The sequence below is a fragment of the Edaphobacter paludis genome (assembly GCF_039993895.1).
Classification (GTDB): domain Bacteria; phylum Acidobacteriota; class Terriglobia; order Terriglobales; family Acidobacteriaceae; genus Edaphobacter; species Edaphobacter paludis.
Window position 1 is genome coordinate 2,802,096 of record NZ_CP121194.1, and the last position, 13,780, is coordinate 2,815,875.

At 56.5% G+C, this 13,780-nt stretch carries 11 protein-coding genes and 1 tRNA gene; 6 read left to right on the top strand and 6 right to left on the bottom strand.

Annotated elements, in window-relative coordinates; all coding sequences use genetic code 11:
- Positions 1–20: 20 nt before the first annotated feature.
- On the bottom strand, positions 21–665 hold the full coding sequence (locus P4G45_RS11655; RefSeq protein WP_348266646.1) for an L-threonylcarbamoyladenylate synthase: 645 nt from the start codon (positions 663–665) through the stop codon (positions 21–23).
- A gap of 47 nt (positions 666–712) precedes the next feature.
- Between P4G45_RS11655 and P4G45_RS11660 the strand changes: the two genes are divergently transcribed.
- Genes P4G45_RS11660 through P4G45_RS11680 form a run of 5 tightly spaced genes read left to right on the top strand, consistent with a single transcriptional unit; the run spans position 713 to position 6,291 of the window.
- Positions 713–1,621 (top strand): RNA methyltransferase, encoded by a 909-nt coding sequence (locus P4G45_RS11660; protein WP_348266647.1) that lies wholly within the window; start codon positions 713–715, stop codon positions 1,619–1,621.
- Positions 1,618–2,955 (top strand): replication-associated recombination protein A, encoded by a 1,338-nt coding sequence (locus P4G45_RS11665; protein ID WP_348266648.1) that lies wholly within the window; start codon positions 1,618–1,620, stop codon positions 2,953–2,955. The genes P4G45_RS11660 and P4G45_RS11665 overlap by 4 nt, the downstream gene beginning before the upstream one ends.
- A gap of 32 nt (positions 2,956–2,987) precedes the next feature.
- Entirely contained in the window at positions 2,988–4,421 is a 1,434-nt protein-coding gene (locus P4G45_RS11670; RefSeq protein ID WP_348266649.1) for an arabinose isomerase, read from the top strand.
- A 38-nt stretch (positions 4,422–4,459) separates the two neighbouring features.
- On the top strand, positions 4,460–5,512 hold the full coding sequence (locus tag P4G45_RS11675) for a galactitol-1-phosphate 5-dehydrogenase (RefSeq protein ID WP_348266650.1): 1,053 nt from the start codon (positions 4,460–4,462) through the stop codon (positions 5,510–5,512).
- The gene (locus tag P4G45_RS11680) at positions 5,509–6,291 is read left to right on the top strand and encodes a glucose 1-dehydrogenase (protein ID WP_348266651.1); all 783 of its coding nucleotides are present in this window, start codon (positions 5,509–5,511) and stop codon (positions 6,289–6,291) included. Before P4G45_RS11675 ends, P4G45_RS11680 begins: the two co-directional genes overlap by 4 nt.
- 6 nt (positions 6,292–6,297) lie before the next feature.
- Here P4G45_RS11680 and P4G45_RS11685 read toward each other — a convergent pair whose 3' ends face one another.
- On the bottom strand, positions 6,298–7,581 hold the full coding sequence (locus P4G45_RS11685; RefSeq protein WP_348266652.1) for an MFS transporter: 1,284 nt from the start codon (positions 7,579–7,581) through the stop codon (positions 6,298–6,300).
- Between the two features lie 168 nt (positions 7,582–7,749).
- Positions 7,750–9,153, bottom strand: a complete 1,404-nt coding sequence (locus P4G45_RS11690) for an oligogalacturonate lyase family protein (protein WP_348266653.1) — start codon at positions 9,151–9,153, stop codon at positions 7,750–7,752.
- Between the two features lie 215 nt (positions 9,154–9,368).
- On the opposite strand from P4G45_RS11690, the gene P4G45_RS11695 reads away from it, so the two are divergent.
- On the top strand, positions 9,369–10,448 hold the full coding sequence (locus tag P4G45_RS11695) for a radical SAM protein (RefSeq protein WP_348266654.1): 1,080 nt from the start codon (positions 9,369–9,371) through the stop codon (positions 10,446–10,448).
- Between the two features lie 34 nt (positions 10,449–10,482).
- On the opposite strand, the gene P4G45_RS11700 is transcribed toward P4G45_RS11695, so the two are convergent.
- The 3 genes from P4G45_RS11700 to P4G45_RS11710 all read right to left on the bottom strand — a co-directional run bounded on the left by P4G45_RS11700 (position 10,483) and on the right by P4G45_RS11710 (position 13,699).
- The gene (locus tag P4G45_RS11700; RefSeq protein WP_348266655.1) at positions 10,483–11,949 is read right to left on the bottom strand and encodes a sulfatase-like hydrolase/transferase; all 1,467 of its coding nucleotides are present in this window, start codon (positions 11,947–11,949) and stop codon (positions 10,483–10,485) included.
- Between the two features lie 225 nt (positions 11,950–12,174).
- Positions 12,175–12,266, bottom strand: a tRNA-Ser gene (locus tag P4G45_RS11705).
- A gap of 167 nt (positions 12,267–12,433) precedes the next feature.
- On the bottom strand, positions 12,434–13,699 hold the full coding sequence (locus P4G45_RS11710; protein WP_348266656.1) for a glycoside hydrolase family 27 protein: 1,266 nt from the start codon (positions 13,697–13,699) through the stop codon (positions 12,434–12,436).
- Positions 13,700–13,780: the final 81 nt, after the last annotated feature.

Here is a 13,780-nt window from a genome sequence, read left to right on the forward strand (position 1 = left end):
CCTTTTCTATCGATTGCGTCTCACCGTTGCAACGTCAACGCTATTTCATGAGTGGGAATGGCGCCTTCGCGGAGGATCATCCACGAGTTTCCCCCTCCTGAGAGATCAACGATGGTGGTCGGAATCGAACGGGCGGTGGGGCCGCCATCGACGATCAGCGGTATCTTGTCGCCCAACTGTTCGCGCACACAATTCGCGTAGGTGCATTCGGGGAAGCTCTGGAGATTGGCGGAGGTGGCGGTAATGGGCAGGCCGAGCGCCGCGACGATAGCGCGAGGGATCGCCGCCTCGGGTACTCGTAGAGCTACGTTGCCCGTGTTGGCGGTAACCCGGAGCGGAAGCCTGGAGCCCGCCTTGACAATGATGGTAAGCGGGCCGGGCCAGAATTTTTCCGCGAGACGATCGAAGGCGGAGTCGAGCTGTCGGGCAATCTCATACGCTTGCGCGACCTGGGCGATGAGAAGCGATAAAGGTTTGTGCCGAGCGCGGGTCTTCAGCTCGTAGATACGGTCGACCGCCTTCAGGTTGACGGGATCCACGGCGAGTCCGTAGAAGGTGTCGGTCGGCAGGGCGACGACACTACCACGGTACAGGTTGCTGACCACCTGGCTGATCAGCTCCGGTTCAGGCTCGTCGGGATGGATGCGGAGTATCTGGGCCGTCAAATCTGGCTCCTGTGCCTTGGTTCAGCAGGTTAGGCAGGTCATGCGGCATGGTCGCCGCGAACCTGCATCAGGATATCAGCATTGCTCTCTTCATCACGACGCTTGCTTGCCCTCAAGCGCAGGACAAGGGACAGCGTAAGATTTTCCTGATGACTTTCTTTGAAAAAGCTGCGCCCGCTTCCATCGTATCCAGCCGCGCCAATAGTCGCGTCAAGCAATTGCGTGCAGCGTTTGCGGGTCATGCGCGGTTGAGCGGAGGAATGGTGGCCATCGAAGGCGACCATCTGCTGGCCGAGGCGCTGCGGAGCGGGATGGTGCTGAAGACGGTCTTCGTGAGCGAGCGCCGTGAGCTGCCGGCAATCGTTCCGCGCGGGGTAGAGGTGTTGCGGCTCACCGATGAGGTGTTTGAGAGCGTCGTCGAGACACGTGCCCCGCAGGGGGTGGCTGCTTTGATTGTGCCGCCGATGCATGCGATGGAAGACGTGCTGCGCGGAACGCCGCTGATCCTGATTGCAGCAGGGTTGCAGGATCCGGGAAATCTGGGGACGCTGGTACGCTCTGCGGAGGCATTTGGAGCGACCGGAGTGCTGACCACGCCGGGAACCGTGAGCGCGTGGAACCAGAAAGCCCTGCGCGCAAGTGTAGGCAGCGTATTTCGGATGCCGGTTGTAGCGGCGACAATGGAAGAGGTTGCGGGCCTGAAATTACGCGGTGTTCGACTGATCGCTGCGGTGGGTTTCGATGATTCCGAAACGATTGTGGCGCAGGAGATGGACTTCTCCAGGGGATGCGCATTGATGATTGGCAACGAAGGAGCAGGGCTGACGGCGGAGTGGATGGAGATGGCCGATGCACGGGTGACGATTCCCTGCCCTGGGCCGGTGGAGAGCCTCAACGCAGCGATCGCGGGATCTCTGTTGCTGTATGAAGCTTCGCGGCAGAGGAGTATGCGATGAGCCTGTTCGATGCTTCTCCCCTCTCTGCCGCGGCGTCGCATGGGCGGCAAGCCCCGCTCGCGGAGAGAATGCGGCCGCAGACTCTGGACGAGTATGTTGGCCAGGACCATCTCCTGGGGCCGGGTAAGCCGTTGCGTCTGGCGATTGAAGCCGACGACGCTACGTCGATGATCTTCTGGGGGCCACCGGGAACGGGCAAGACGACCTTGGCGAAGATTATTGCTCACATGACCTCGGCCAGTTTCATCGAATTCTCTGCGGTGCTTTCGGGGATCAAAGAGATCAAGCAGGTGATGGTGGAGGCGGAGAAGGCGGCTGGCTTCGGGTCGCGCACAATTCTGTTTGTGGATGAGATTCACCGCTTCAATAAAGCTCAACAGGATGCATTTTTGCCGTATGTGGAACGCGGGACGATCCGGCTGATCGGCGCGACAACGGAGAATCCTTCGTTTGAGATTATTGCCGCTCTGCTGTCACGATGCCGTGTCTATACGCTGCAGGCGCTTACCGAAGAGCAGATTGTGGCTCTGTTGCAGCGGGCCTTGAGCGACGACAAGCGTGGGCTTGGCGGCTCCGGATTGAGCGCGGACGAAGACGCGCTTTCGACCATTGCATCCTATTCGAGCGGGGACGCGCGCAACGCTCTCAATGCTCTCGATGTAGCGGCAAAGCTCGCGGAAGGGCGCAAGCGGCGAACCATCACCAAGGCGATCGCATCCGAGGCAATGCAGCGGAGGGTACTGCTCTACGACAAGAAAGGCGAGCAGCACTACGACATCATCTCGGCGCTGCATAAGAGCGTTCGCAACTCCGATCCGGACGCCGCTCTCTACTGGCTGGGCCGAATGCTGGAGGCGGGCGAAGACCCCATGTATTGTGCGCGGCGCATCGTACGCATGGCGGTTGAGGACATTGGGCTGGCGGCTCCAGAGGCACTGAACCTTTGCCTTTCGGCCAAGGACGCCATGCATTTTCTGGGGCAGCCGGAGGGTGGCCTGGCACTCGCGCAGGCGGTGGTGTATCTTGCGCTGGCACCGAAATCGAATGCAGTCTATGTGGCGTATGGCGCGGTGAAGGCCGATATTGAGGCGACAGCGGCAGAGCCCGTACCACTGCATCTGCGGAATGCCCCGACCAAGCTGATGAAGGAGCTTGATTACGGCAAGGACTATCAGTACGCGCACGATGTAGAAGGCCGGGTGGCGGACATGGAGTGCCTGCCGCCGAGTCTCGCCGGACGCCGTTACTATCAACCGACGGGCGAAGGACGTGAGAAGCTGCTGGCCCAACGAATGGATGAGGTCGCTCGCATCAAAGCCGCGAAACGCAAATGATTTATCTCGATCGTATATAGAGGATGAGTTGCATGAATAACTTTGAAAACCTGCGGGTGGGACTTTTCGGTATTGGGCTCGCGGCCTATTGGGAACAGTTTGCGGGACTCGAAGAGCGTCTGAAGGGATACGTTCACACGGTCGAACAGCGGCTTTCTGGCGCTAATCGAGACATAGTCAATTTTGGCCTCGTCGACTCGCCTGAGCGCGCCCTCGCCGTCAGCCATGAGGCGCGCCAGCAGGACGTAGACATTCTTGTCATCTACGTCACGACCTACGCGCTCTCTTCGACCGTGCTTCCCATCGTTCGCAGGGCCAAGGTGCCAGTTCTGGTGCTCAATCTACAACCCACCGCCGCCCTCGATTACGCACACTTTAATGCCCTTACCGACCGCACCGCCATGACCGGCGAGTGGCTCGCCTACTGCTCTGCCTGTCCCGTTCCCGAGTTGGCCAACGTCTTTGCGCGTTCCGGTATTCCGTTTCATCAGGTCACCGGCGTCCTTGACGACGACCCTGAATGTTGGCGCGAGATCCACGCGTGGATCGATGCCGCACAGGTTGCGCATACGCTGAGCCATACTCGCGTCGGCCTTATGGGCCACTACTACAACGGGATGCTCGACATCGCTACCGACCTCACCGCCGTCGCCTCAATCTTCGGCACGCATCTTGAAGTCGTCGAGATCGACGAACTCAGCCGCATGAGGCTCGATGCTCCGGAAGACGAAGTTCAACGCCATCGGGCATCCTTCTCCCAAGCCTTCGATATCCAGCCCGACTGCTCCGCCAGCGAACTCCAACGCGCCGCACGCACGTCTGCCGCGCTCGAACAGTTTGTCAAAAGCCACCGGCTCGGGGCGCTCGCTTACTTCTACAAGGGCTCCGGCTGCGAGATGAACGAAGAGACGGTTACGTCCATCATTCTGGGGACTTCCCTGCTTACCAGCCGGGGTATTCCTGTCGCGGGCGAGTACGAGATAAAAAATGTCCTCGCTATGAAGATCCTCGACAGCTTTGGCGCAGGAGGATCCTTCACCGAATACTATGCCACCGATTTTGCGCAGGACGTTGTGCTGCTGGGGCATGATGGGCCGGGCCACGCTGGGATCGCGGAGGGCAAAACAAAGGTCCGCCCCCTCACCGTTTATCACGGCAAAATCGGCCGCGGCCTCTCTGTCGAGATGAGCGTCAAATATGGCCCGGTCACGCTGCTTTCTGTCGTCGAGAGCAAGGATCGGGGCTTTAAACTGCTCGTGGCTGAGGGGCAGGTCGAGGCCGGCCCCATTCTCCAGATTGGCAACACCAACAGCCGCTACCGCTTTCCTGTGGGTGCCCGCAACTTCATCCAGCGTTGGAATGAACAAGCCCCCGCTCATCACTGTGCCGTCGGACTTGGCCACATTGCCGACAAGCTGGAAAAGCTTGGCCTGCTTCTCAATATCGATGTTGTACGCATCTGTTAAAGTACGTTGTACCCTTTAGCTGAAAGGTTCTAACTACGATGAAGGCTCTCCTGCTCTCCGAGTATAAAAATCTTCAACTTCAGGACTTGCCCACGCCCGCTCCCGGTCCTGATGACGTTCTTGTGCAGGTAGCCGCCTGCGGCATCTGCGGCAGTGATGTGCATGGGTATGACGGCTCGACCGGCCGACGCATTCCTCCTATTGTGATGGGGCACGAGGCGGCGGGCGTTGTCGCCGCTGTCGGCTCGAAGGTCAGCAAATTTGCTAAGGGTGATCGTGTCACCTTCGACTCAACCGTCTACTGCGGTGAGTGCGACTTCTGTAGGAAGGGTGAGGTCAACCTCTGCGACAATCGGCAGGTGGTGGGTGTTTCCTGTGGCGAATTCCGCCGGAACGGGGCGTTCGCCGAATATGTGAGTGTCCCTGAACGGATTCTGTACTCTCTGCCCGCGGCGTTGTCATTTGCGGAAGCGGCTATGCTTGAGGCGGTTTCGGTGGCCCTGCATGGTGTGCATGTCTCCGAGATAAAGGGCGGAGAGACGGCGCTGGTCATCGGCGCAGGAATGATTGGATTGCTGTTGCTACAATCGGCTCGCGCTGCGGGCTGTTCTCGTGTCTTTGTGGCGGACATTGATGCCACTCGGTTGAAGCTCGCCGCGGATCTTGGAGCAGACCAGACGCTTCAACTTTCTGGTACAGAGTTGCTCGACGAGATCTTACGGCGGACGGAAGGACATGGAGTAGATGTTGTGCTCGAAGCCGTGGGCCGCAATGAAACCGTTGGCTCCGCAATCGACTGTGTGCGCAAGGGCGGCACGGTTACGCTGGTGGGCAATATCACGCCGCAGGTCACGATCCATTTGCAGAAGGTCGTCTCGCGGCAGATACGCCTGCAAGGCTCCTGCGCCTCGTCGGGCGAATATCCGGAGGCGATGCAATTGATCGCGGAAGGAAAGATCAAAGTGGGACCACTCATTACTGCCGTCGCTCCTTTGATCGACGGCCCGGAGTGGTTCAAGCGACTCTACGTGCATGAACCCAACCTGATGAAGATCGTTCTCGATCCACGCGAAGGTGCAGCCAGATCATGACCAATCCCCTCTTCGATTTGACCGGGCAGACAGCCCTTGTTACCGGAGCCAGTCGTGGCCTCGGGCAGATCTTCGCTCGCGCTCTGGCCAACTCTGGAGCGGATCTCATCCTTACCAGCCGGAACCGTGATGACTTAACTTCTTTCGTCGCCGAGATTGAAGCGATGGGTCGCAAGGCGACTCCGCTCGCGCTCGATGTACGTGATCAGGGCAGCATCGAGCGCATGGCCGCCGAGGCTGAAGCAGCGTGCGGGCAGATCCATATCCTCGTCAACAATGCCGGATGCAATGTGCGCAAGCCTGCTCTGGACGTCACGTGGGATGACTGGAACCTTATACTCGACACCAATCTTCGCGGCAGCTTTTTTGTCGCGCAGCAGATGGCGCGCCGCATGGTGCCGCATGGCTATGGCCGCATCGTCAATGTCGGTTCTGTGACCAGCGTCTTCGGGTACGCAGGCCTCGCGCCCTATGGAGCAAGCCGCGGTGGCATTCGGCAATTGACGATGAGTCTCGCCGATGACTGGGGCAAACATGGCATCACCGTCAACTGCCTCGCCCCGGGATGGTTCCACACCAAACAGAACACCGTGCTCTATCAAAACGAGCAATGGGTGGAGTACCTGAAGGACCGCATTCCGGTGAAGCGCCCGGGCGAGCCACGTGACCTCGAAGGAGCTGTCGTCTTTCTTGCCTCGGAGTCCAGCCGCTACATCACCGGGCAGACACTTCTGGTTGACGGGGGCATCTCAACCGGAGCCATGCGTGCCACTGTGTAGCAAGCCTCATGCTGCACGCTGAGGCTCCGGTGCCATCGGTTCGATTTTTCCCAGCATGAAGATGTAGGCGGCGACGCCAATCAGCAGATACACCGCGGACACGCCGAACGCCCACGCAAATGACCGGGTCGCAGCAACCACGTAGCCGGTAATGATCGGCGCGGCAATTCCTGAGATCTGGTTTGAAAAATTCATGATGCCGCCGACCTTACCTACACTGTGGCGCGGCGCGATGAGCGAAGGGATTGACCAGCCTACCGGAGCGGCAGCCGAAAGGCCGCCAATCGAAATACTGATCCAGATGAGTGCTCGCGCGGCGCTATGCGCATGAGCAGCGCCGATGATACCGAGCCCCAGAACAGTGCCGCCGATAAGAACCCCCTTGCGAACGAGGTTTGCATTCCATCCGCGGCGAAGCAAGGCATCGACCAGCCATCCGCCCACGATCAAATCGGCTGCGGTCGCAACCAGCCAGGGCACTCCCGTATAGAGAAAGGAGTGCAGCAGATCGATATGCAGGGCAGAAGAAAGATAGCTGGGCAGCCATGTCAGCAACAAATAGAAAACATAGTTATAGGATCCAAAACCAAGCACCATCGCAAGCATTTTTCGTTGTCGCAGCAGGAATCCGAGCGATACATGGCCGCTATACCCGTCATCCACCATCTCAGGATCTGCATCGTCCGCTATGTGTTTTCGCTCAACGTCGCTTAGCTTTGGATCGTCTTTAGGATCGCGATAGATCTTCCAGAAGAAAAGAAAATAAATGAGGCTGACGAAGCCCGTGATGGCGAAGCTCCACCGCCAGCCAACCTTCAGCAACAGAATACCGATAATGGGTACGCCGATGGCGGAAGAAAACTTGGCTGCGGAATCGAAGATCGCTGTGGCAGTAGATCGCTCTCGCGCGGGAAACCAATAGCCAATCGCCTTTGCGTTCGAAGGAAACGTGGGTGCCTCGCCTACACCCAGCAGGAGTCGCGCCGCAAAGAATCCGCCGAGATTAGGGGTAATGGCCGCGCCAAAAGAAGCTATGCCCCACAAAAACGTTCCGATGAGTCCAACGCGTCGGATACCAAATTTATCCAAAAGCACGCCAATCGGTAGCTGGAACATAGCGTAGGTCCAGTTGTACGCTCCCGAGAGATAGCCGAACGTCACTGCCGAGATGCCAAAGGAAGTGATGAGGGCTTCATGGGAGACCGACAGATTCACGCGGTCAAAGTAGTTGACCAGCACGCCGATTCCCAACAGCCACGCGATGCGCCAGCGGCGGCGCTGTATATGCATCTCTTCGCTGGATGTAACGGCGTGTTGCAGTTGGGCAGTCCGATCGTCGTGGGATAACAGCCTGCCCAGATTACACGAAACACGTTCTTCGGGCAGAGGACATCCCACATCAGAAACTCGGAATGTTCCCGGCACGCATGGGCCGCGGCGCCGGGAACATCCACGTTTTTACTTCTTCGCCGCAGGCGTGTGCAGCGGTGTCGGGTCGACCGGGTTGAACTGCTTCGCTAAAGCGGGAGTGGAATGAATCTCCGACGCGGACGGGTTCACGGCCTTCGCAACCTCAACGGCAAACACATAGCTGTCGCCAAACATATTACTGGTAAAGATAACCAGTTTCTTGTCGGGCGAAAAGCGGACGTTCGGCTCAAGCCGGTAGTTGTGATGAGACATGTTGACCAGGTGCTCGGCATGAAAGACACCAGGCTGCCAAAAGTCAGGCTCGTTGATGCCTGTAACCTTTAACATCTCCGGGTGAAAAAGTTCGATCCACTCGCCATCCGGCGCCTTCGCTACCTGGCCAGGGTCGCCACCGTCGCCGGTAAAGAGATCGAGGTCCTTGGTCAGATTGAAGTGAATCGACCACTCGTTGCGCTGCATGTGGAAGGCGGTTCTCTTATGCGTCTGCAGGTTGTAACCGGCAAGGAAGAAGTCTTCGCCCTTGGGATACTGCCAGTCGTACCAGATCGTCTGGCCATCCAGACCCCAGAATTCGTGTCCGGCAATCTCCATCGCCATGGTGCGCTTGTGAATCAGCGTATTGTGCGTGCCATCGGTGTGGATCATCCAGATGCGATCGACCTTCTGCCACGGACCTTCATGGCAGTACATCAGCAGGGTCGGATCGCTCGGCGAAAAGAGGAGATGGTTGACCCAATCGGTGCTGTGCAGCAACGTCGTCATCTTGCCTGTCTGCAGATTGATGGTGAAGAGTACGAGCGGCAGATGCGCGGCCAGCCGCTGCTCCATCATTTGCCCCTTGTTCTGCGGCTGTACCAGAAAGCCCGGCTTTACCCCGGGAGGGTTCACGCGATGCTCGCCATAGTCTGCACCTTTTCCTTCAATGTAGGTGCCAGCGGCCAAGGTCTCATCGGCGTTGACCGTAACCACGTTCGCGCGCGGCGGCAGGGTAGCCAGCTTCTTGATTGCACCCGTGTACACGTTGGCGGAGTATACAGAGCCGGTCTTTGTAGCCGCATCGAACTTCGAGAAGAAAACGCTCGGCGTTTTTTTGCCAACAACGATCGTGTGCACTCCTAAACGAAGTCCGCTGGCGCCGTCTGTGTTTTCCGGGCGTGGCGGGTTGGGAACCAGAAGTCTGGTCTTGCGTGTGGCAAGGTCCATGACATGGATTCCATCCGGCGCGTTGTAGACCATCTCCTTACCGTCTGGCGTATATGCGTTGACGTTGAAGTAGAAGCCGGACGAGCCGGGCTCGTTGGTAAGGCGGATGACCCTGTGCCCGGTATCCTTATCGACCCACGAGGTCGGTAGATTCTGGGCAAGCGCGAGAGGGGTGAGCGTAGCGGAAAAGACAAAAGCAGATAGAACAACTCGGGTAAAACGATGCATCAGGGAATACTCCTTTGGTACCAAACAATCACGGGAAAAACGATGAGAAGGTGCAACCGTCAGAAAACTCGAGCGAAAGATTTATAGACTTCCAGGATTCACTTGGAAATTATTCCCTACTGGAAACAATTGACGCAGCCATATCCGCGAAAGTTTCGCTGCTCGTCCATGACCGCTAATTCAATCTCAACCCCGCAACGCCATACAATGAATTTATGGGTAACGCTGTAGCGACTGACAACCAGCTTGTGGAGATTGCCGCGAAGGTGAACCAACGTCTGCGCATTACAGACGACGATGCCCGCTGGCTCTGGAAGAATGCCTCAGACGCTGATCTGTGCTCCCTAGCCGGCGTCGTTCGCAGCCGGTTCCACGCGCCAGACGCCTGTACCTACATGGTGATGCGCATCATCAACTACACCAATGTCTGCGTCGCCCAATGCGATTACTGCGCCTTCTACAAGCTGCCGGGAGCGGACGGAGGCTATGTGTTGAGCCATGAAGACGTATTCGCCAAGCTCGATGAGCTACGTGCTCTGGGCGGAGACCTGGCGGCCTTCAACGGCGGCTTCAATCCGCAGCTTCCACTTAGCTACTATTGCGACTTATTTGCATCGATCCGAGCGCGATACGGCGATTCCATCGAGTTCTATGCCCTTACAATTGCCGAATTCCTCTACCTGGCGGACCACGCAAAACTGAGCTACGGGGAGACCGCAGAACGACTGAAGGCCGCCGGGGTACGCTGGATCACAGGCGGCGGTTCCGAGATTCTCACCGAAGACTTCCGCGCTCGCCACTCCAAATTCAAGTACACGGTCGACGAGTACTTTTTCGCGCAACGAGCCATCGTGGAAGCTGGACTCAAGACCACCGCCACCATGGTGATCGGCTTCGATGAGACGCTCGATGAACGCATCGAGCATCTGGAACGCACTCGTAAATTTCAAGATGAAACCGGCGGCCTCGCCAGTTTTCTCTGCTGGACCTTCAAGCCCTACTTCACTCAGATTGGCGGGATCGAAATCACCACCTCCGAATACCTGCGCCATCTCGCCCTGAGCCGAATTTATCTTGATAATATTCCACGCATTCGGACATCAGTGCTAACCCAGAATGAACGCGCCCTCGATGGACTTCGGTTCGGCGCAGACGATTTCGATCTGCCCATCGAAGATGAAGTTACGCAGAAAGCTGGAGCGACGATCAGCCTCGATTTCGAACGAATTCTTACCTACGCTCGACAACTCGGCTATGCGCCGGTATACCGGCACGTTGCAAACGCCTCTCAATAACGAATCGGTTGCAACGCATTCCTTCGAAAATCGGCTATTTTGGCCTAGTAGCGTTTATCATCGGCAACCCAGTGTCATAGTCCAGCTCACGAGGAAGATAGCCATCATTCTCTCGCTGGCGGGTCATACCTGCATTCGCCCATGTCACAGGAAACTCCGGTCGCCACTGGCGTCTACCCCAGTAATATCCGCGAAATGGATCCCGAGAGACGTTCATCCAATCGAGTAATTTGTCATGCAAATGGTTTCGAATTGCCGCATGATCGGATGAGTCGATGAGATTATTCATCTCGCGTGGATCGGTCTTCAGGTCATAAAGCTCATCTGTCGTCATCAGATGAATCGAGAGTTTATATCGCCCATCGCATATGCAACGGATTGGCTGGAACGCGCCAAAACCATCGTGATCGACCTCGTATCGTCCCCACTCGATAAAGGTATAATCCCGCCCTGGACTCTTGGGTTCCTTCCACAACGGCAACATGCTTTTGCCTTCCATCGTCTTCGGCACATCGAGACCGAAAAAATCCATGATGGTTCCGCTTATGTCGATATGGGATACCAAGCTGGACGATCGAGTGCCCGGCGCAACTTGGCCCGGCCATTTAACGATGAAGGGAACGTGGGTTATCTCGTCATACATCGCCGGCCCCTTATCGATCAGTCGATGAGCATCGAGGAACACGCCATGGTCGGAGGTGTACATCACGAGAGCTTCAGGGCTATCCTTCTCGACCGCTGCCATCAAACGGCCGATCTCTGCATCTACGAAGGTGTGCGATCCAAAAAAATGGGGAGCCTTTTGTGCAGGAAGATGCTTTTCTAAACGCCCTGCCGCCCAGACGCGCTGCTCCGCTGGTTTGTTTTCGAGGCTGTCATCAAGATCGCCATCTCGGGGAAACTCATAGTCTTTATATGCCCGACTATATTCGATTGGACAAAGGGAAGGACCGTGGGGCTCGTCATAGGAAACCACCAGGAGAAAGTCTTCCTGTCGATGTTTGGCGAGAAAATCGATGGCCTTATTGGTGCATCGGAACGCATAGCAGAGGTCAGCGGTCCAACTCGGGTCGTCACCAGTTGCGGGATTTCGCGAGCGAACTCTATCCTCCGGTGATAGCTCCTGTAAATAATCGCGCATGGCATACCAATAGTCAGGATCCCAGCCCGCCGCGCAACGTCCGGTGTCGAAATAATCCACGCCGTCAAGATGCCACTTACCGATAAACGCGGCTTTCACGCCATGATCGTGCACAAACTGGCCAATCGTGTGGGTGGTATTGCCAAGCGCCATACTATTTCCCCACACGCCGTTGGTATGTGGGTAGAGGCCAGTCCAAATGGCAGATCGTGCCGGCGCACAGACAGGCTGGCAATTGTAGGCTTTATCAAAGCTGACGCCTTGAGCAGCCAGGCGATCAAGATGTGGTGTCTTCAAGCCAGTTGGACGATTGCAATTGAGCATGTCATAACGGACTGATTCGCCCAGAATAATGACCATTTGGTGTGGCTTGCGATCCATTCCACTTGCAGCGTTGGACACACCCGCAACCGTCCCCACTGCCCCCATCGCCTTTATAAAGGCTCGCCTGTTCATATCTCGCTCAACGCCCTCAGATCTTCTAATGTAATGCATCACACCAGAGCATTAAGGATTAAGACAAAGCGATAACGCCATTAAGCCTGCTTTGCTTGAAATTCGGATTTGCTTGGATTTTTAGATATATGGCGGAGAGGGGGGGATTCGAACCCCCGATAGCCTTGCGACTATGTCTGATTTCGAGTCAGGTGCATTCAACCGGGCTCTGCCACCTCTCCGCGACTTCAATCATTTTAGTACAGATTCAGTCCTGGGCAGGTGAATTGCTTTTGACCCACGCCTAAATCGCGCGCAGAAGAGAGTCCTGCCCGGGTCTGAAGACTTGTATCAAGGGTGACCTGGCGATGGGATGAATTCCATTCACCAAGTCTCTCGTCATCCAGATCTATCGCGCAGAGACTCGATAGATGACCGAGCCGTGTGACGGAACGGTCGCTTCGATCTCACCATGCGACGTGGTGATAGATTTCGATACCAGATTTTTGAGCGTCAGTGATGAGGCATTGTTAAGTCCCAGGAGCGATGCGGTCGTCGCAATCTTCTGACTGGCGCTGCCCTTGTTGTAAAGCACAACTGCAACATCGCCGTTCGAAAGCGGCTTGGCAAGTACATCATAGGTCTCGCCAAACTGAACGATGTGCCCCTGCACCCCTGCCGGATCCTGGTCGACCGCGATCACGTCCGGGTTGCCGAGGACAGCGAGTGCAGATGGGCTGACCTTCGTAAGGTCCGTGCTGCTGATGAGCGGGGCCGCCATAACCGCCCACAACGACATCTGACTCTGCATTTCGTCGTTGCTCAAGCCGCTATCGCCGACTAACAGGAAATCGGGATCGTTCCAATGCCCGGGGCCAGCGTACTTCCAGAGACCAACGTTATAGCTGTAGTTGTAATTGAGGCTTTTCCATTTGCTTGCGCCCGAATATTGCCCGAGCGCAATATCGTCACCCTCGCGCCAAAGGTTTCCATACTTCGGGACCCATCCCAGTACCAGATACCAGTCGTCGGGTGTGTATTGGAAATAGGCAGGTGCTGACTCGGAGAACACCATCTTGCGATGGGTATGGAGAATCGCATCACTGAACGCCTTGTATGCGTGGCGGTAGGTTTCCTCGTTGGTTTTCCCCGGCACCTTCGGCACATTGCAACCATCGAGCTTGATATAGTCCACCTTCCACTTTGCGAATGTATCGGCATCCTTTTGAAAGAAGTTCCACGAGCCGGGGAATCCGGCACATGTTTTGTCACCTGCATCCTCATAGATGCCAAACTTGAGCCCTAACGCATGTACCCGTTGCCCCATCCACTCCATACCGTGGGGAAATTTTTGGGCGTCGGCAGCAAGCGTCCCATCAACATTGCGCTTCTTTGCCATCCAGCAATCGTCGATCGTGATCGTGTCGTAGCCCTTCTTGGCAAGCCCCGTCGTAACCAGCGCCTTTGCCTGCGAAAGGATCAAATCTTCATTGATATTGCATTGGTAATACGACCAGTTGTTATAACCCATGGGAGGAGTGAGAGCCAAGCCATTCCATGCCGGTGCTGCGTTCCCCGCTAGTGGCGCAGCAGATATTGCTCCGGAAACGCCGAATACAATGCTGAGTACGATCGCCCCTCTGAACAGAAATCTCCGAATAGTTGCAATCATCATGAGGTCTCCTATGTATCTTTTCAGTCAAATCATATTACGAGATGTTCAGCTTAGTTTTCTTTTCTTTCGAAACAAAAACCT